This is a genomic window from Streptomyces sp. NPDC031466 (assembly GCF_055581265.1).
The window spans coordinates 258,471-276,675 of sequence record NZ_JBVIJT010000009.1; the positions used below are offsets into that span (position 1 = coordinate 258,471).

Genomic DNA, 18,205 nt, shown 5'->3' on the forward strand with positions numbered 1-18,205 from the left:
GTGCATGAGCGAAGCCACGGATCTCGCCGAGCGGGCGGGTGATCAGGATCCACGGGTCGGGCTGCGTGCCGTTTCCGCGCTGCGGAAGCTGGTGGAGCGGCTGGAGGCCGTGCAGGTGCGCAGCGCGCGCCGGCAGGGCTGGTCGTGGCAGGAGATCGCCGCGGAGCTCGGAGTGAGCAGGCAGGCCGTGCACAAGAAGTACGGGAGGCAGTGATGTTCGAGCGGTTCACCAAGGACGCCCGCGCCGTGGTGCTGGGCGCGGTCGAGTGCGCCGAGCGGGAGCATGCCGAGGCGGTCGACGGCGGGCACATGCTGCTCGCCCTGTTCGACCGTGAGGCGAGCCGGGCGTCCTTCGCCCTCGCCTCGCTCGGTGCCGCGCGGCGCAGGGACTCCATCGAGGCGGCGCTGAGCGGTGCTCGGCGCCGCGGAGGTCTGTCGCGGGCCGACACGGACGCGCTGGCCGGGCTCGGCATCGACCTGGCCGAGATCGTCTCGCGGGTCGAGGAGAGTCACGGCGAGGGCGCGCTGGCGGCAGGCGGCGGCAAGCGGGGGCGGGGCCGACGGACCGGGAAGGCCTGGTTCGGCCGGGTCCCGTTCTCCCGCGAGGCCAAGGACGCACTGGTGCAGTCCTTGCGCATCGCCACCGCTCGTCACGACCGCCGCATCGGCGACGAGCACATCCTGCTCGCCCTCACCGTCCGCCCGGGCGTCACGGCGGAGGTCCTCGCGGACCATGGCGTGACCCATGCGTCGGTGGACCGCGTCCTGCACGGCGGGGTCACAGGCGCGGGTGGCACGGCTCGCGGCGCGGGCTGAGGCCGACGGTGATCCGCAGGGGGCTCAGTCCTCCCCGGGTCGCAAGCTGGACGCGATGTGGGCGGCTGCTGTGGACAAGTGGCGGCGCACGTCTCGGAGTTGGGCCTCGCTGATGCCGTTGTCCCGGGCCGCGTCGCGGATGTCGTCGCGGAAGCGGTCGAGCAGGCGGTCGAGGTCGCGGGCCGGGTTGCCGGTCGAGTCCTCCTGGGCCCAGTCGGGGATGTAGCCGACGGTCAGGCCTTCGGCGGCATCGGTGAAGGCCGGGCCGGTCCCGGGGGCGGTTTCGGGAACGGCTGCGTGGCCCCTGCCGGGGGCTGCCCCGGGGGTGGGTCCGGGGTCCGTGCCGGGCGCTGCCGCGGAGGTGGGTCCGGGGTCCGTGCCGGGCGCTGCCGCGGAGGTGGGTCCGGGGTCCGTGCCGGGAGTGGCTGCGGGGTCCGTGTCGGGGGTGGTTCCGGGCTTGGTGAAGGTGGGCTCGGGGCCTGCGCCGGGCGCTGCCCCGGGGGTGGGTCCGCGGTCCGTGTCGGGGGCGGCTCCAGGCTTGGTGAAGGTGGGCTCGGGGCCCGTGCCGGGCGCTGCCCCGGGGGTGGCTGTGTGGCCCGTGCCGGGGGTGGTCCCCGAGGTGGGTCCGGGATTCGTGCCGGGGGTGGATCCGGGGTCCGTGCGGGGAGTGGCTGCGGGGTCCGTGTTGGGGGTGGTTCCGGGTTCGGTGGTGGTGGGGCCGGGGGCCGTGTCGGAGGCCGGGTGCCGGCGGGGCGGGTGCGGGAAGTGTTTGCCGAAGTCCAGGCCGAACTCGCCGAACTCCTTCGCCAGTTCCGTCAGACCCTCCCGGAGGCCGGTGGGCCAGTCGCCCCGCGTGAAGTGGTCCTGGACCTGCTCCTGGACGCGCCGCGCGATGCGCTGGGCCTCCTCCTGCGCCACGGCCCGCGCCTTCTCCTGGGCGTCCTTGGCCTGACGGCGGGCCCGCTGGGCCTCCTCACGGGCCCGACGGCTCTCGTCCTTGGCGCGGCGCGCCTGCTCCTTCCACTCCTGCTTGGCGCGCTTGAACTCCTCCTTCGCCTGGTGCCAGCCCTCCTTGTCGCCCCAGGGGCTCTCGAAGAGGCCGGCCGGGTCGGGGAAGCCCTTGCCCGGACCCGCGCCGCCGGAGGCGCGTGCCTCCTTGGCGGCCGCCCGCATCTCGCGGCGCAGCTCGCCCGCGGCGCCCTGGACGCCGTCGCGGATCTCGGCGGCCAGTTCGGCGACGGACTCGCGGATCTCCAGCTCCAGGTCGGCCAGCTCGCCGCCGCGGTCGGCCAGTTCGGCGCGGCCGGCGTCCGTGATGGCGTAGACCTTCCTGCCGCCCTCGGAGGTGTGCGTGACCAGGCCCTCGGCCTCCAGCTTCGCGAGGCGCGGGTAGACCGTGCCCGCCGAGGGTGCGTACAGGCCCTGGAAGCGCTCTTCGAGGAGGCGGATCACCTCGTAGCCGTGGCGGGGAGCCTCGTCCAGCAGCTTGAGCAGGTACAGGCGCAGGCGGCCGTGGGCGAACACCGGAGGCATCTCAGAGCACCTTCTTGTCGGTCGGGACGTCATCGGTCGCGGTGGCGTCCGCCGCAGGGGCGGGGGGCACGGCGTCCTCGGGAAGATCTTCGTCCATGGGCGGTCTGCGCAGGAGCGCGATCGCCCCGGACACCGTCGTCGCCTTCAGCCGGCCGTTGCCCGGACCGAGCCGCCCCGTGATCCGTTTGGCGCCCCATCCCCAAGCCCGCGCGTCACCCGGACCACCCGGACCACCCGGACCACCCGGGGTGCGGAAAGGCTCCGTGGGCGGGGCGGGAGTGGTTCGATCGGTGCTCACCCGCAGGGCCGCGAAGGCGTTCGAGACCGGGCCGCTCGCCGTGCCCACCTCCACTTCCGCGTCCGCCGGGTGGGGAAGGCGGATGGCGATCTCGCCCGAGACGCTCGTCAGGGCGACGTCCGCGGGCCTGTCCGCCGGGGTGAGGTCGACGATCATCGAGCCGCTCACCGAGTCCGCCCGGACGGAGGGGCCCGCTGCCTCCACGAGGGTGAGGTCGCCGGCCACCGAGCGGAACCGCAGGTCGCCCGTCAGGCCCTGCGCTTCGACGCTCCCGGAGACCGTGCGCGCGTGGACCGGCCCCGAGAGGCCGACGAGGGTCGTGTCCCCGGAGACGCCCTTGACCTCCGTGCGCCCCGCGATGCCGGAGACCGTGGCGCCGGCGCCGATCACGCCGACCTCCACGCGGGTGCCCGGGGGCACGGCCAGCGAGACCACCGCCTTGCGGTGTCTGTCCGTGCCGTTCAGCCACTTGAGCAGGCCCTGCCACGGCAGGTCGTCATAGGCGACGGAGAGGGTGTCGTCCGTGTGGGTGATGGTCAAGGGGCGGCCCTCGATCTCGGAGACCTCCAGGCGGGCGGAACCCTCGGCCGTACCCACCACATTCACCGTTCCGTTGACGATGCGGACCTGGAGGGTCGACACCGGGGTGTCGAACGTGACTTTTCGCGGCTCGGCGATGGACCACTCGGGCATGGGCGGCCTCCTTGGCGGTGGTCGGCGAGGGCGGTCCCGGCCGGGCGTGGCACGACGCGCCATATCGCGTCTCTCTCGTTCACGATATATCGCGGATACGGGATGTCAAGACATGTCGAGGGTGAACCGGGCTCCGTGGTCGCCTGTGCGCCGAATGTCGCGATCTGTCCTAGCGTGGGGGCATGTCGTCAGATGCCTCCGAGCGTGCCCAGGGCGTCGGCGCGCTGCTGCTGTGCCGGGCGGACCCCGACACCACGGAGCCCGCGGCGCACCTGCTGCGTGAGGGAATGCTGCTCGTGCCCGCCGGTGACGGGTGGAGCGTTCTGGTGCCCGGGGGCGCGCCGTGGTCGTACGGCGAGGAGCCGGTCGACCGGGTGCTCACCGGCTGGGCGACGGCGCTCGCGGTCGGCTCGGGCCGGCCCGTGCTCGCCCTGTGGTGGGACACCGACCGCTCCGGCTACACCCTGGCGGCGGGCTTCCGGCGCACCGTCGGCTATGAATGGCTGGCCGGCGGCACGCCTGTCGGCGAGGACGAGGCGATGCGGACGTTCGCCGCGCGGCTCGGCCTCGACCCCGTGCTGGACGTGCAGGCCCTGGAGGTGCTGGCCCGCCCCGATCCGCAGGCCGACGCGCGCGCCAGGATGCTCGGCCTGGTCGCCGTCCTCACCCGTACGGGGCTCGCCCTGCCGGCGGGCCTCGCCCCCGGCGAACCGGCCGGCCGGCTGCGGGAGGTGGCTCGGGATCAGCGCGGCCTGCGCAGGGTCGAGTGGTCCGGGTGGCGTGACGCGGTGCGGGCGGAGTTCGACGTGGTCGAGAGCGGGCCGCTCGGTGCGTGGGTGCGGGGTCCCAAGGCGCGGGCGCTGGCCGCGGCCCAGGTGGCGGCCGGGCTGCCGCTCGCCGCCTGGGCCGTCCGGCGCCACAGCGGGGGCTGGGCCGCGGCGGCCGCGGTGCTGCTGGCGCAGGGCGCGCTGGGACTCACGTACGACCGGCTCAGGTCCGGGAGCTGACGGGCCGAGCGCCGGTTCGGCAACCCCGGCCCAGGAGCTGACGGGCCCGGCATCCGCTCAACATCCGGCAACCCTTCGGACCCCCACGCCCCCGCGCCGACGCGCATGGCCCGTACCCGGAGTGGGCCAGGCGCCTACTCCTCGTCGTCCTCGTCGTCCAGCCGGGCCAGCCACGTCGCCAGGCGCTCGACCGGGACCTCGAAGTCCGGGTTGAGGTCCACGAAGGTGCGGAGCTGCTCGGCGAGCCACTCGAAGGTGACCTCTTCCTCGCCGCGCCGCTTCTCCAGCTCCTCGATGCCACGGTCGGTGAAGTACAACTCATGCTCCTGATGCGGACGGTCTCTTGCCCCTCATGGTAGGCGGCCGGGACCCGCGCACACGCCGGTGGGCCCGGCCCCGAGCGACAAGCACTCGGGGCCGGGCCCACCGGACGGGGACCACTGAGGCCTAGGCCTCGAAGACCTCGCTCAGGAGCTGCTGCTGCTCCTGCTCGTGGCGCTTCTTCGAGCCGACCGCCGGCGACGAGCCGTGCGGGCGCGAGATGCGCCGCAGCCGCTCGCCGTGCGGGATGTCGGCGCCGACCGCCAGGTCCAGGTGGTCGATGAGGTTGAGGGCGATGAAGGGCCACGCGCCCTGGTTCGCCGGCTCCTCCTGCGCCCACAGGTACTTCTCGGCGTTCGGGTACTTGGAGATCTCCTCCTGGAGCTCCGAACCCGGCAGCGGGTACAGGCGCTCGATGCGGATGATCGCCGTGTCCGTGACGCCCCGCTTCTGCCGCTCGGCCTCCAGCTCGTAGTAGAGCTTGCCGGCGCAGAAGACGACCTTGCGGACCGCCTTCGGGTCCACCGAGGCGTCCCCGATGACCGGCCGGAAGCTGCCCGAGGTGAACTCCTCCGTCTTGGACGCGGCGGCCTTCAGGCGCAGCATCCACTTCGGGGTGAAGACCACCAGCGGCTTGTGGTGCGGGTTGTGCACCTGCCACCGCAGGAGGTGGAAGTAGTTCGACGGCAGGGTCGGCATCGCGACCGTCATGTTGTTCTGCGCGCAGAGCTGGAGGAAGCGCTCCGGGCGGGCCGAGGAGTGGTCCGGGCCCTGGCCCTCGTAGCCGTGCGGCAGGAGCAGGGTGACGCCGGAGGTCTGGCCCCACTTCTGCTCGGCCGAGGAGATGAACTCGTCGACGACGGTCTGCGCGCCGTTGACGAAGTCACCGAACTGGGCCTCCCACATCACGAGGGACTCGGGACGCGCCAGGGAGTAGCCGTACTCGAAGCCCATCGCCGCGTACTCCGAGAGCAGCGAGTCGTAGGCGTTGAAGCGGGCCTGGTCCTCGGAGAGGTAGAGCAGCGGCGTGTAGTCGTCGCCCGTCTCGCGGTCGATGAGGACCGCGTGGCGCTGGCCGAACGTGCCGCGGCGCGAGTCCTGGCCCGCCAGGCGCACCGGGGTGCCCTCCATGAGCAGCGAGCCGATGGCGAGGGTCTCGCCCATGCCCCAGTCGATCGTGCCGTCCTCGACCATGGCCGCGCGGCGCTGGAGCTGCGGGAGCAGGCGCGGGTGCACGGTGATGTGGTCGGGGATGTTGACCTGGGACTCGGCGATGCGCTTGACGACCTCCTGGGAGATCGCGGTGTTCACCGTGACGGGGAACTCGGCCTCCGGACCGGAGACGTCCATCGGCGAGGGCTGCGAGGTGGCCTCGCGGACCTCGGTGAAGACCTTCTCCAGCTGCCCCTGGTAGTCCTGCAGGGCCTGCTCGGCCTCTTCCAGGGTGATGTCGCCGCGACCGATGAGGGACTCGGTGTAGAGCTTGCGCACCGAGCGCTTCTTGTCGATCAGGTCGTACATCAGCGGCTGGGTGAACGCCGGGTTGTCCGACTCGTTGTGACCGCGGCGGCGGTAGCAGATGAGGTCGATCACGACGTCCTTGTTGAACGCCTGACGGAACTCGAAGGCCAGGCGCGCCACGCGGACCACGGCCTCCGGGTCGTCGCCGTTCACGTGGAAGATCGGCGCCTCGATCATGCGCGCCACGTCCGTCGAGTACATCGACGAGCGGGACGACTCCGGGGCGGCGGTGAAGCCGACCTGGTTGTTGATGACGACGTGGACCGTGCCGCCCGTGCGGTAGCCGCGCAGCTGCGACATGTTCAGGGTCTCGGCGACCACGCCCTGGCCCGCGAAGGCCGCGTCACCGTGCAAGGCGACGGGCAGGACCGTGAAGTCCGTGCCGCCCTTGTTGATGATGTCCTGCTTGGCGCGGACGATGCCTTCCAGGACCGGGTCGACCGCCTCCAGGTGGGAGGGGTTGGCGGCCAGCGAGACCTTGATCTGCTCGCCGTCCAGGCCGGTGAAGGTGCCCTCGGCGCCCAGGTGGTACTTCACGTCGCCGGAGCCGTGCATCGACTTCGGGTCGAGGTTGCCCTCGAACTCGCGGAAGATCTGCGCGTACGACTTGCCGACGATGTTGGCGAGGACGTTCAGCCTGCCGCGGTGGGCCATGCCGATGACGACCTCGTCCAGGCGCGACTCGGCGGCGGAGTCGATGACCGCGTCGAGCAGCGGGATGACGGACTCGCCGCCCTCCAGGGAGAAGCGCTTCTGGCCGACGTACTTGGTCTGCAGGAACGTCTCGAACGCCTCGGCGGCGTTCAGCCGGCGCAGGATGCGCAGCTGCTCCTCGCGCTCGGGCTTGGTGGCGTGCTGGCGCTCGATGCGGTCCTGGAGCCACCTGCGCTGCTTGGGGTCCTGGATGTGCATGAACTCGACGCCGGTGGTGCGGCAGTACGAGTCGCGCAGCACGCCGAGGACGTCGCGCAGCTTCATCATCGACTTGCCGGCGAAGCCGCCGACCGCGAACTCCCGCTCCAGGTCCCACAGGGTGAGGCCGTGCTCGGTGATGTCCAGGTCGGGGTGCTTGCGCTGCTTGTACTCCAGCGGGTCCGTGTCGGCCATGACGTGGCCGCGCACCCGGTAGGAGTGGATCAGCTCGAAGACGCGGGCGGCCTTCGTGACGTCGTCGTCGTGCGAGGCGTCGATGTCCTTGAACCAGCGGACCGGCTCGTAGGGGATGCGCAGCGCCTCGAAGATCTCGTCGTAGAAGTCGTTCTCGCCGAGGAGGAGGTTGGCGACGATCCGCAGGAACTCGCCGGAGGCGGCGCCCTGGATGACCCGGTGGTCGTAGGTCGACGTGAGCGTCATGACCTTGGAGATGCCGAGCTTGTTCAGGGTGTCCTGGGAGGTGCCCTGGAACTCCGCGGGGTAGTCCATGGAGCCGACGCCCATGATGACCGACTGGCCGGGCATCAGACGCGGGACCGAGTGGACGGTGCCGAGGCCGCCGGGGTTGGTCAGGGAGACCGTGACGCCGGTGAAGTCGTCCATGCCGAGCTTGCCGTCGCGGGCCCGGCGGACGATGTCCTCGTAGGCCTGCCAGAACTCGAAGAAGTTCAGGGTCTCGGCCTTCTTGATGCCCGCGACGACCAGCTGGCGGTCGCCGTTGGGCTTCACCAGGTCGATGGCGAGGCCGAAGTTGATGTGCTCCGGCTTGACCAGGGTCGGCTTGCCGTCCTTCTCCACGAAGGAGTAGTTCATCGACGGCATGGCCTTGATGGCCTGCACCATCGCGTACCCGATCAGGTGCGTGAAGGAGATCTTCCCGCCGCGGGCGCGCTTGAGGTGGTTGTTGATGACGATGCGGTTGTCGAAGAGCAGCTTCACCGGGACCGCGCGGACCGACGTGGCCGTCGGGACCTCGATCGAGGCGTTCATGTTCTTCGCCACGGCCGCGGAGGGGCCGCGCAGCGTCACGTACTCGGGCCCGGCCGGGGCCTCGGCCGCCGGCTCCGCCTTGGCGGCGGGCTTCGCGGCGGCCGGCTTCGCGGCGGGCGCCGGGGCGGCGGCCGCGGGCTTCGCCGCGGGTGCGGCGGGCTTCTCGGCCGCCGGAGCGGCCTTGGCCGGGGCCGCTGGGGCCTGGGCCGGGGCGGCGGGCGCGGCGGGAGCAGTGGGGGACGCGACCCCCGCGGCCGCGTCACCCGCCGGCTGCGCCGGGGCGGCGGCTGTGGAAGCGCTCGCCCCTGGCTTGTAGTCGGCGAAGAAGTCCCACCAGGCTCGGTCGACCGAATTCGGGTCCTGGAGGTACTGCTGATAGATCTCGTCGACGAGCCACTCATTGGGACCGAAGGCAGCGGCAGGGTCCTTGCCCTGCGCGTCTTGGTCGGTCGAAGTGCTCGAGTTACTGGGGGACTGTGGCGACACGGCGGTAACCGCCCTCTTCCGCTTCACAAGGTGATGGACAGCGGAAATAAAGGCTACGCCTCCATCGGCGCTGGGTGCAGACCGGGCCCGTCATCCGTCGCGTAAGTCACACTGGGCGAGTGGTTTCGGGGCTGTAAATGGCGGGAAACAAGCGGGGTTCCGCAACGCCGGATGGCCGCGCGGGTACGTCCGAAGGACGTCTACGCGCGGCGGCGGCTCCCGGGTGCCCGGAGGGCGGCCGGTGAATCGCTTCCGTTTCGAACCCTACGTCAACTTCACTCTTCGGGCAGGCCCGGAAGAGTGACCTGGATCCGGCAGCCGCGTGGGGATTCGGCCACCCCGATGTGGCCGCCGTGCAGATCGACGGCCCAGCGCGCGATGGCGAGGCCGAGGCCCGTGCCGCCGTCGTTGGCGGAGTTCTTGGCGGGGGCGCCCGCGTGGCTGCCCCGGTTGAACCGCTCGAAGACCCGGTGCCACTCGGACTGGGGGATTCCGGGCCCCTCGTCGAGCACCTCCAGGTCCAGGGACTCGGGGTAGGGCCCGCGCCTGGCCCGCACCGTCACGCGGCCGTGCGGCGGGCTGTGCTTGACCGCGTTGTCGATGAGGTTCGCCACCACCTGGTGCAGCCGTTCCGCGTCGGCGTGGGCCGTCAGTTCCGGGGGTGAGACGTCCAGGTGCAGATGGACGTCCGCGCGGGTGTGGCTGCCGGAACCGGAGGCGATGCCCGCGCGCGCGGAGGCCACCATGTTGGCCTCCTTCAGGACGCCCGACAGATACGGCCAGACCTCGAAGCGGCGGGCGTGCAGCGGTACGACGCCGTTGTCGAGGCGGGAGAGGTCGAGCAGGGTCTCCACGAGCCGCCCCAGGCGCTCGGTCTGCTTCAGGGCCGTGCGCATCGTCTCCGGGTCGGCGGCGGAGACGCCGTCCACGACGTTCTCCAGGACGGCGCGCAGGGCGGCGATCGGGGTGCGCAGCTCGTGGCTGACGTTGGCGACCAGCTCCTTGCGTTGGGTGTCCTGGGCCTCCAGGTCGTCGGCCATGGCGTTGATCGTGGTGGCCACGTCGCCCAGCTCGTCGCGCCGGTCGGCACCGCGCACGCGGCGCGTGTAGTCGCCGTGGCTCACCGCGCGGGCCACCGCGTTCATCTCGTCGAGCGGCGCGGTGAGGCTGTGCGCCACGAACTGCGTGATGAGCAGGGTGGCGATCACCGAGAAGACGGTGATGAAGCGCAGCTCGGTCTCCGTCTTCATGGCCACCAGGAGCAGTCCCGTGGTGATGAACACCGAGACGACCACGAGGGCGCCGAGCTTGGTCTTGATGGAGAACGGCCGCAGCCCCTGGAACGGCCCGAAGGGCCCGCTCACGGCAGGACCGGCCTCACGGCGCCGGGGTCTCAAGGGCGTAGCCCACGCCGTGCACGGTGCGGATGCGCTCGGCACCGATCTTCCGGCGCAGCGCCTTGATGTGGCTGTCGACGGTCCGGGTGCCGGACGCGTCCGCCCAGTCCCACACCTCGGCGAGGAGCTGCTCGCGGGAGAGGACGGCGCGCGGGGTGTTGGCCAGGCAGACCAGCAGATCGAACTCGGTGGGCGTCAGGTGGACGTCCTCGCTGCGCACCCGCACACGCCGCTGGGCGTGGTCGATCTCCAGTTCGCCCAGGCGCAGGATGCCGCTGCGGGGCGTGGTCGCGGCGAGCGCGGCGCGCTCGACGCGGCGCAGCAGGACGTGCACCCGGGCCGCGAGCTCGCGCATCGAGAACGGCTTGGTCATGTAGTCGTCCGCGCCGACCCCGAGCCCGACCAGCATGTCCGTCTCGTCGTCACGCGCGGTGAGCATGAGGACCGGGACGGGCCGCTGGGCCTGGACCCGGCGGCACACCTCGAGGCCGTCGAAGCCCGGCAGCATGATGTCGAGGATCAGCAGGTCGGGCTGCCAGGCCTGGGCGGTGTCGACCGCCGAGGGGCCGTCCGTGGCCGTTTGCACAACAAAACCCTCGGCCCGCAGCCGGGCGGCGATGGCGTCGACGATCGTCGGGTCGTCCTCGACCACCAGGACCCGGCGCTGGGCGCCGGGTGTCGCCGCCGTGGCGCTGTTGTGGGAGGTGTGTGTCTGCTCCATCGCCCGCCCCTGACACTGATCGCTTGTGTTCGGTCAGCAGGGTACGGGTCGCGAAGGCACCTCGGCTACGCAGCCCTGACGCCGAGGTGCACCACGTCCGGGACGCCTCGGGCAACGGGGATCTCTTCGGTTCGTACCCTCCGGAATCCGGCATTCCGTAGAGCGTCGTCGAAAGCGGACGAGGGCTTCGCGGACCACACGGCGAGCACTCCGCCCGGGGTGAGCCGGGCTTTGCAGGCGTCCAGACCGGCGGGCGAGTAAAGGGAGTTGTTGCCCTCCGTCACCGTCCAGTCCGGACCGTTGTCGATGTCCAGACAGAGCGCGTCGTACGTTTCCGGCGAGCCGGAAGGGGCGCCTGGTGCCCCCTGGAGGTGGCTGACGAGGTCCGTGTGAAGAATTTGCGTACGTGAGTCGGCGAGTGCCGCCGCGGACAGTTCGGCGAGCGGTCCCGTCCGATGCCAGTCGATGATGGCGTCCTCGCGCTCGACCACGGTGATGCGTCCCCAGCGGGGGTCGGCGGCGGCGTGCGCGAGGGAGAAACCGACGCCGAGCCCGCCGATCAGCACGGAGGGCTCCGGGCGGTCGTCGAGGGCGTCCCGCGCCGCGTCGACGAGCAGCCGCTCGGAGCGGCCGTCGGAGGTGTCCATCAGGAAACAGCCGTTGGCGATGATCTGGAGCAGCTCACCGTGGCGCCGCAGGACGACCTCGCCGTACGGACCCTCGCGCCGGTCGAGGACGACGGGGGCGGTGGTGGGGGTGCGCATGGCGTCAGCGTAGGCGCGGGGGCCGGTGGTTCTCCGGGGAACGCGGAAGTCCTCCCCGGGCGGTGCGCGGGACGAGGGAGCCCGGTGGCGCGGAAGGCCGGTGAGGTGGGCGTTCGCGGGTAACGCTGAAGGTGCCGGCGGCGCAGAAGAGACGTGGGCAACGCGGAAGTCGCCTTGGAGGTTGCTGTGAATCGCGTCCCACGTGGCCCCGGTCATAGACAGTGCTCGAAAATTGGGCAAAGGGTAGGGCGGGACGGAAGGAGCGCCTCACTCGTGAACCAGAGCGTCGAGTCCTCGGACACCCTCATCGCCCCGGGGCCCGGGGACCGTGAGCCGCCCTCCCGCGTCGAGCCGCCCACCCGGGCCGAGTCGCCCACCCTGAACGCGCTCCCGTGCCAGCCGGGCCGCCGTCCCGCGCCGCCCGGACCTCGCGTGCCCGCCGCTGATCCCGGGCGGGCCGAGAGCGGCGGTGCCCGGTCCCGGCGGGTCGGGGCCAGACCCTGGCGGCTGCTCCCCGATCCCCGGGCCACCCCCTTCACCTTCGGCTACGGGCTCGTCCTCGCCGCCACTTCCCTGCTGAGCCGGTACGCCGACCCGGACACGGTCGACGCGCTGCTCCGGGGTTCCAGCACCGACGTCGCGCACCTCGCGCACAAGCCCGTCCTCGTTCTCGTCGCCAGCGCGCTGTGGATCGCGGGCGGCATCACATCGCCGTACGCGATCGGCTTCCTGCTGGTCCTCACCGCGCTGGAGCGTCGGATCGGTGGCTGGCGCACCGCCGGGGTCTTCCTGCTCGGGCACGTCGTCGCCACCCTGGCGACGGAGGTGCCGGTGGGCCTGTCGGTGCTCGCGGGGCATCTGCCGGACAGTTCGCTGCACCGCCTCGACTACGGCATCAGCTTCGGTGTCGCGGCCAGCGTCGGCGCGCTCGCCGGGCTGCTCACCCCCTGGCTGCGGTGGGCCGTGCTGGCCGGCTTCGGCTGGATGCTGGTCGAGGACCTGATCGAGTTCGCCGATCCGATGACCAACTGGGGCCATCTGCTGGCGCTGGTGATCGGCGTCTCCACCTGGCCGCTGCTCGGGCGCGGGCGCCGGTCCCAGACGCGCGGCGCCTGATCCTCCCCGTCCTCCCGAAGGGTGATCGCTGAGAGCGAACGCCCCCGGGGGAACATTGCGGCACTCACCAGCATTGAGTCGATACAGCTCAACTTGGATGCCGAAAGGGAGATCATGGCTACTGAGTCCACCTCGTACACCTCGCTCACTCTGCCTGTGCTGCCGCTCGACGACGAGGTGGTCCTGCCCGGCATGGTGGTCCCGTTCGACCTGTCCGACGCCGAGGTGCGCGCCGCCGTGGAGGCCGCGCAGGCCGCGGCCCGTGCCGAAGGCGACAGCAAGCCGAAGGTGCTGCTTGTTCCGCGCATCGACGGGACGTACGCCGCCACCGGCGTCCTCGGCACCGTCGAGCAGGTCGGGCGGCTCTCCGACGGCGACCCGGGCGCCCTCATCCGCGGCCGGGGCCGCGTGCGGATCGGCGCCGGTACGACCGGGCCCGGCGGCGCCCTGTGGGTGGAGGGGCAGCAGCTCGACGACGCCGTCCCCGAGCCCCTGCCCGGCGCCGTGACCGAGCTGGTCAAGGAGTACAAGGCGCTCGCCACCAGCTGGCTGAAGAAGCGCGGCGCCTGGCAGGTCGTCGACCGCGTGACGCAGATCGACGACGTCTCCGCGCTCGCCGACAACTCCGGTTACTCCCCCTTCCTCACCACCCAGCAGAAGATCGAACTCCTGGAGACCGAGGACCCGGTCGCCCGCCTCAAGCTGGCCACCGCCCAGCTGCGCGAGCACCTGGCCGAGCAGGAGGTCGCCGAGACCATCGCCAAGGACGTCCAGGAGGGCGTCGACAAGCAGCAGCGTGAGTTCCTGCTGCGGCGCCAGCTGGACGCCGTGCGCAAGGAGCTGCGGGAACTCAACGGTGAGCAGGAGGGTGAGGAGTCCGACGACTACCGCGCCCGCGTCGAGGCCGCCGACCTGCCCGAGAAGGTGCGCGAGGCCGCCCTCAAGGAGGTCGACAAGCTGGAGCGCGCCAGCGACCAGTCGCCCGAGGGCTCCTGGATCAGGACCTGGCTGGACACCGTCCTCGAACTGCCGTGGAACGAGCGCACCGAGGACGAGTACGACATCAAGGGCGCCCGGGCGATCCTCGACGCCGAGCACGCCGGGCTGCAGGACGTGAAGGAGCGCATCACCGAGTACCTCGCGGTGCGCAAGCGCCGCACCGACCGCGGCCTCGGCGTCGTCGGCGGCCGCCGGGGCGGCGCCGTGCTGGCTCTCGTCGGCCCGCCCGGCGTCGGCAAGACCTCGCTCGGCGAGTCGGTCGCGCACGCCATGGGCCGCAAGTTCGTGCGGGTCGCCCTCGGCGGCGTACGGGACGAGGCGGAGATCCGCGGACACCGGCGTACGTACGTCGGGGCGCTGCCCGGGCGGATCGTGCGCGCCGTCAAGGAGGCCGGGTCGATGAACCCGGTCGTGCTCCTGGACGAGATCGACAAGGTGGGCTCGGACTTCCGGGGCGACCCGGCCGCCGCCCTCCTCGAAGTCCTCGACCCGGCGCAGAACCACACCTTCCGGGACCACTACCTGGAGGTGGAGCTGGACCTCAGCGACGTCGTCTTCCTGGCGACGGCGAACGTCCTCGAAGCGATCCCGGAGGCGCTGCGCGACCGCATGGAGCTGGTCCGGCTCGACGGCTACACCGAGGACGAGAAGGTCGTCATCGCCCGCGACCACCTGCTCCCGCGCCAGCTGGACCGGGCGGGCCTGGAGAAGGACGAGGTCACCCTGGACGAGAGCGCCCTGCGCAAGCTCGCGGGCGAGTACACCCGGGAGGCGGGCGTACGGAACCTGGAGCGGTCCGTCGCGCGGCTGCTGCGCAAGGTGGCGGCGCAGCACGAACTGGGCGAGCGGGAGCTGCCGTTCACCGTCACCGACGAGGACCTGCGGGACCTCATCGGGCGGCCGCACCACATCCCCGAGGCCGCCCAGGACCCGGCCGAGCGGCGCACCGCCGTGCCGGGCGTGGCCACCGGGCTCGCGGTCACCGGGGCGGGCGGCGACGTCCTGTTCGTGGAGGCGTCCCTCGCCGACCCGGAGACGGGGGCCTCCGGGCTCACGCTCACCGGGCAGCTGGGTGACGTGATGAAGGAGTCGGCGCAGATCGCCCTGTCGTTCCTGCGCTCGCACGGGGCCGAGCTGGAACTGCCCGTCGGGGACCTGAAGGAGCGGGGCGTGCACGTCCACTTCCCGGCCGGCGCGGTCCCCAAGGACGGGCCGAGCGCGGGCGTCACGCTGACCACCGCCCTCGCCTCGCTGCTCAGCGGGCGCCAGGTCCGCACGGACGTGGCGATGACCGGGGAGATCTCGCTGACCGGCCGGGTGCTGCCGATCGGCGGCGTCAAGCAGAAGCTGCTGGCCGCGCACCGCGCCGGGATCACCACGGTGATCATCCCCAAGCGGAACGAGGCGGACCTCGACGACGTCCCGGCCGAGGTCCTGGACAAGCTGGAGGTGCACCCGGTCTCCGATGTGCGCCAGGTGCTCGAACTGGCCCTCACGGAGGCGGAGGTGCGGGTCGCGGTCGCCGCGTGAGCGAGCGGTGTCCGTGAGCGGTGGCCGGCCCTGCGAGGGGCCGGCCACCGCCTTGTGCGTGGGTCAGCCGTTGGCGAGCGCCTGGACGCGGTCGTAGGCGCCGTTGAACTTGTTGTGGTCCCCGACCGTGGGCCCGGACGAGGTGTACTGCCACATGGTGTGGAAGCCCCAGCCGGCCGGCAGTTCGCCCGGGCCGGTGTCGTAACGGGCGATCCACAGCGGGTTGCTGGCGCCGAAGCCGCCGTAGTTGCCGGTGCACTGCTTCCACCAGCTGGTGGCGGTGTAGATCACGGCGTCGCGGCCGGTGCGCGCCTTGTAGGTGTTCAGGAAGTCGCGGATCCAGCCGACCATCTCGGACTGCGACTTGCCGAAGCAGGCCGCCCCGTAGGGATTCCATTCGATGTCCAGCGCGCCCGGCAGCGTCCTGCCGTCGCGCGACCAGCCGCCGCCGTTGCTCGCGAAGTAGTTGGCCTGGGTGGCGCCGCTCGAGGTGTCGGGCGTCGCGAAGTGGTAGGAGCCGCGGATCATGCCGACGTTGTACGAGCCGTTGTACTGCTGCGCGAAGTAGGGGTTCACGTAGTAGGTGCCCTCGGTGGCCTTGGTGTAGGCCCACTTCACTCCGCTGTTCCACAGCGTCGACCAGGCGACGTTGCCCTGGTGGCTGCTGACGTCGACGCCCTCGGTCTGGGTGGCGCCGCCGCCGCTGGGCAGACCGCCCTGGCCGTCGTGTTCGATGACGCCCTGCCCGAGCCGGGCGGAGCCGCGCGGGGGGATGTCGTCCGCCCCGGCCGCCGTGGGGAGCGACAGGAGGAGGGAGAGGGCGGTCAGTGCTGCGAGGAGAACCCCCGCCGGCGACAAGCGCGGGCGGCGGGCCGATCCGGGTCTGTGCACGGGCATGCGTGCCTCCGAAGGCCTCAGTGGTGCTCTGGGGGGACCTTGTGACATGTCGAATGGTGTGAACATGTCACTTAAAAAGCTACGCACGTAGACCGCGGGCTGGGAAGAGGCGCACAGTCCCGCCGTTGGTCCACTCCTGTGGCGGTGCCTTCGGCACGGCACCGCCGCGACCTTGCGAAATACTGGTCAGGCCGCCGGCGGCGGAGCCGCGGTGCGCGAGGCCTCGGGCGATGACTTTCAGAATCGGGAAAGCGGGACATGGGTGCTGCAGAAGAGGGCGTGCGGAGCGGGGCGCACGAGGACGGCGAGCCGGGGGCGGACCGCGAGTTCCTCTCCCTGGAACGCGAGTTGTCCCTGCTGATGCGCCGCGCGCGGGCCTCGTCCGGTGAGATGGCGCGCCAGGTCCACCCCGATCTGGAGCCCGCCGCGTACGGCCTGCTCGTGTGCCTGGACGACTCGGGGCCGCAGCGGGCCACCGAGCTCGCCGCGTACATCGGGGTCGGCAAGGCGACGATGAGCCGTCAGCTGCGGGCCTTGGAGGAACTGGGCCTGGTCGCCCGCGAGCCCGACCCGGCCGACGGACGCGCCTGGCTCATCCGGCTCACCCCCGAGGGCCGCACCCGCTTCCGCACGGTGCGCGCCGGCCGCCGCGCCCAGTACGTACGCCGGCTCCAGGGCTGGGACCGGGCGGAGGTCGCCGAACTGGCCCGCCTGCTCGGCCGGCTGAACGCGAGCGCGGACTAGCCCGACGGGGCGTCACGGGTCCGGCTCGGGGTGCCGGTGCCTGGCGCGAGCGTCCCAGGTCTGGCTTGGGCGTCACGGGTCCCGGCGGGGGCGCCACCTCCGGGCGCGGATGTCGGAAGTCCGGCACGGCGTCACGACTTCTGTGCGGGGTCGCAAATCCGGCGCGGGGGTGTCGGCATCCGGCGCGGGCGTCGCGGGTCCGGCGGGGGCGCCACCTCCTGGCGCGGGCGCCGCAAATCCCGCGCGGGTGCCGCGAGTCCCACGCGGCGTCGCGGGTCCGGCGCGGGGGTGTCGGCGTCCGGCGCGGGCGTCGCGGGTCCGGCGGGGGCGCCACCTCCTGGCGCGGGCGCCGCAAATCCCGCGCGGGTGCCGCGAGTCCCACGCGGCGTCGCGGGTCCGGCGCGGGGGTGTCGGCGTCCGGCGCGGGCGTCGCGGGCCCCGCGGGGGCGCCACCTCCTGGCGCGGGCGCCGCAAATCCCGCGCGGGTGCCGCGAGTCCCACGCGGCGTCGCGGGCCCGGCGCGGGGTGCCGACGTCTGGCGTGGGCGCCGCGAGTCCCGCGACGCGGGCGTCGCACGGCCCGCGTGGGGCGGGTCACAGTTCCACGTAGACCGCCGCCGCGTCGTCATGCCGCTTGCCGCGGGGGAAGGCGAGGCGGTCGGGGTCGGCGTGTTCCAACTCGCGGACCCGGTCGATGAGGTGCTGCGGGCCCTCCTTGTGCAGCAGCGCGAAGCACTCGCGCCAGTCGCCCTCGCGGAACGTCTCCACCCACCGCGTCACCCCGTCGGTGAGCGCCGCCACCGCCGTCACGTCCGCCCGTGCCACCTCGCCGGTGATCGCGCGCAGGGCGGCCGAGGGGTCCGCCGCGGCCGTGAAGAAGCCGTCCTCCGCGTTGCGCAGGGCCTCGACCGCCGCTCCGTACGCGCGGCCCGCCACCTCCCGCTCGGCGGAGCCGCGCGGCAGGGCGCGCACCTGGTCGCGCAGGGCCCGCACGGGGGGCGACATCTCGGCGAGGCGCCGGTCGAGGACGGTGGTCACCTCGCCGCCGGGGCCCGCGAGCAGGAGCGCGGAGTCGGACAGGACCAGATGTTCGACGCGTTCGGCGTCCCACCGCACCAGCACGACGGTTGCCTGAGGCGTGCGGGGGTGAGAAAGGTCACAGGTTGAACCATGTGCGTCGGCGGTACGCGAGATACCGGCCGCCAAGATCTCAGGGAGCGTCATATCCCGCCGCGAAACGGACAGTTCCCCCAGTACGCCGCCGAGGCGCGCGGTGAACCAGGGGACGGAATGCAGACACCCCACCGCTCCCTCGGGCGGCGTCACGCCGTCCAGCAGGACGAGGGATCCGCCGTGTCCGGACGCGGGAAGCGCGACCGAGGCGTAGTCCTCGTTGGGGCGTGCGGGGTCTCCGGGCTCGGTGGCGAGTTCGATGCGCAT

At 72.4% G+C, this 18,205-nt stretch carries 15 protein-coding genes; 6 read left to right on the forward strand and 9 right to left on the reverse strand.

Annotated elements, in window-relative coordinates:
• Window positions 1-4: 4 nt before the first annotated feature.
• A complete protein-coding gene (locus ACZ5GP_RS23730; RefSeq protein WP_358587786.1) occupies window positions 5-214 on the forward strand; it encodes a helix-turn-helix domain-containing protein in 210 nt (69 codons plus the stop codon).
• The gene (locus ACZ5GP_RS23735) at window positions 214-816 is read left to right on the forward strand and encodes a Clp protease N-terminal domain-containing protein (protein WP_468752726.1); all 603 of its coding nucleotides are present in this window, start codon (window positions 214-216) and stop codon (window positions 814-816) included. The genes ACZ5GP_RS23730 and ACZ5GP_RS23735 overlap by 1 nt, the downstream gene beginning before the upstream one ends.
• 24 nt (window positions 817-840) lie before the next feature.
• On the opposite strand, the gene ACZ5GP_RS23740 is transcribed toward ACZ5GP_RS23735, so the two are convergent.
• Both ACZ5GP_RS23740 and ACZ5GP_RS23745 read right to left on the reverse strand, forming a co-directional pair.
• Window positions 841-2,349 (reverse strand): helix-turn-helix transcriptional regulator, encoded by a 1,509-nt coding sequence (locus ACZ5GP_RS23740; RefSeq protein WP_468752727.1) that lies wholly within the window; start codon window positions 2,347-2,349, stop codon window positions 841-843.
• A 1-nt stretch (window position 2,350) separates the two neighbouring features.
• Window positions 2,351-3,340, reverse strand: coding sequence for a DUF4097 family beta strand repeat-containing protein (locus ACZ5GP_RS23745; protein WP_468752728.1), 990 nt, complete (start codon window positions 3,338-3,340; stop codon window positions 2,351-2,353).
• Between the two features lie 182 nt (window positions 3,341-3,522).
• On the opposite strand from ACZ5GP_RS23745, the gene ACZ5GP_RS23750 reads away from it, so the two are divergent.
• On the forward strand, window positions 3,523-4,347 hold the full coding sequence (locus ACZ5GP_RS23750; RefSeq protein WP_468752729.1) for a hypothetical protein: 825 nt from the start codon (window positions 3,523-3,525) through the stop codon (window positions 4,345-4,347).
• Window positions 4,348-4,481: 134 nt separating this feature from the next.
• On the opposite strand, the gene ACZ5GP_RS23755 is transcribed toward ACZ5GP_RS23750, so the two are convergent.
• The 5 genes from ACZ5GP_RS23755 to ACZ5GP_RS23775 all read right to left on the reverse strand — a co-directional run bounded on the left by ACZ5GP_RS23755 (window position 4,482) and on the right by ACZ5GP_RS23775 (window position 11,480).
• Entirely contained in the window at window positions 4,482-4,664 is a 183-nt protein-coding gene (locus tag ACZ5GP_RS23755) for a DUF6104 family protein (protein WP_005312030.1), read from the reverse strand.
• A gap of 130 nt (window positions 4,665-4,794) precedes the next feature.
• The gene (locus tag ACZ5GP_RS23760; RefSeq protein ID WP_468752730.1) at window positions 4,795-8,598 is read right to left on the reverse strand and encodes a multifunctional oxoglutarate decarboxylase/oxoglutarate dehydrogenase thiamine pyrophosphate-binding subunit/dihydrolipoyllysine-residue succinyltransferase subunit; all 3,804 of its coding nucleotides are present in this window, start codon (window positions 8,596-8,598) and stop codon (window positions 4,795-4,797) included.
• Between the two features lie 275 nt (window positions 8,599-8,873).
• Window positions 8,874-9,962 (reverse strand): sensor histidine kinase, encoded by a 1,089-nt coding sequence (locus ACZ5GP_RS23765; RefSeq protein ID WP_468752731.1) that lies wholly within the window; start codon window positions 9,960-9,962, stop codon window positions 8,874-8,876.
• Window positions 9,963-9,975: 13 nt separating this feature from the next.
• Window positions 9,976-10,716 carry a response regulator transcription factor gene (locus ACZ5GP_RS23770; RefSeq protein WP_358589387.1) on the reverse strand — a complete coding sequence of 247 codons (741 nt, stop codon included), beginning with the start codon at window positions 10,714-10,716 and terminating at the stop codon, window positions 9,976-9,978.
• Window positions 10,717-10,781: 65 nt separating this feature from the next.
• Window positions 10,782-11,480 carry a spermidine synthase family protein gene (locus tag ACZ5GP_RS23775; RefSeq protein ID WP_468752732.1) on the reverse strand — a complete coding sequence of 233 codons (699 nt, stop codon included), beginning with the start codon at window positions 11,478-11,480 and terminating at the stop codon, window positions 10,782-10,784.
• Between the two features lie 273 nt (window positions 11,481-11,753).
• Here ACZ5GP_RS23775 and ACZ5GP_RS23780 point away from each other — a divergent pair, with 273 nt between their 5' ends.
• Window positions 11,754-12,596: a rhomboid-like protein gene (locus ACZ5GP_RS23780; protein ID WP_468752733.1), complete on the forward strand. Its 843-nt coding sequence runs from the start codon at window positions 11,754-11,756 to the stop codon at window positions 12,594-12,596.
• Window positions 12,597-12,710: 114 nt separating this feature from the next.
• Window positions 12,711-15,125 carry an endopeptidase La gene (gene lon / locus ACZ5GP_RS23785; protein ID WP_468752734.1) on the forward strand — a complete coding sequence of 805 codons (2,415 nt, stop codon included), beginning with the start codon at window positions 12,711-12,713 and terminating at the stop codon, window positions 15,123-15,125.
• Window positions 15,126-15,188: 63 nt separating this feature from the next.
• Here the strand turns inward: lon and ACZ5GP_RS23790 are convergent, their stop codons facing one another.
• Window positions 15,189-16,022: a lysozyme gene (locus tag ACZ5GP_RS23790; RefSeq protein ID WP_468752735.1), complete on the reverse strand. Its 834-nt coding sequence runs from the start codon at window positions 16,020-16,022 to the stop codon at window positions 15,189-15,191.
• Window positions 16,023-16,280: 258 nt separating this feature from the next.
• Between ACZ5GP_RS23790 and ACZ5GP_RS23795 the strand changes: the two genes are divergently transcribed.
• On the forward strand, window positions 16,281-16,766 hold the full coding sequence (locus ACZ5GP_RS23795) for a MarR family winged helix-turn-helix transcriptional regulator (RefSeq protein WP_468752736.1): 486 nt from the start codon (window positions 16,281-16,283) through the stop codon (window positions 16,764-16,766).
• A 593-nt stretch (window positions 16,767-17,359) separates the two neighbouring features.
• Here the strand turns inward: ACZ5GP_RS23795 and ACZ5GP_RS23800 are convergent.
• Complete coding sequence (locus ACZ5GP_RS23800) at window positions 17,360-18,205, reverse strand: hypothetical protein (RefSeq protein ID WP_468752737.1); 846 nt, start codon at window positions 18,203-18,205, stop codon at window positions 17,360-17,362.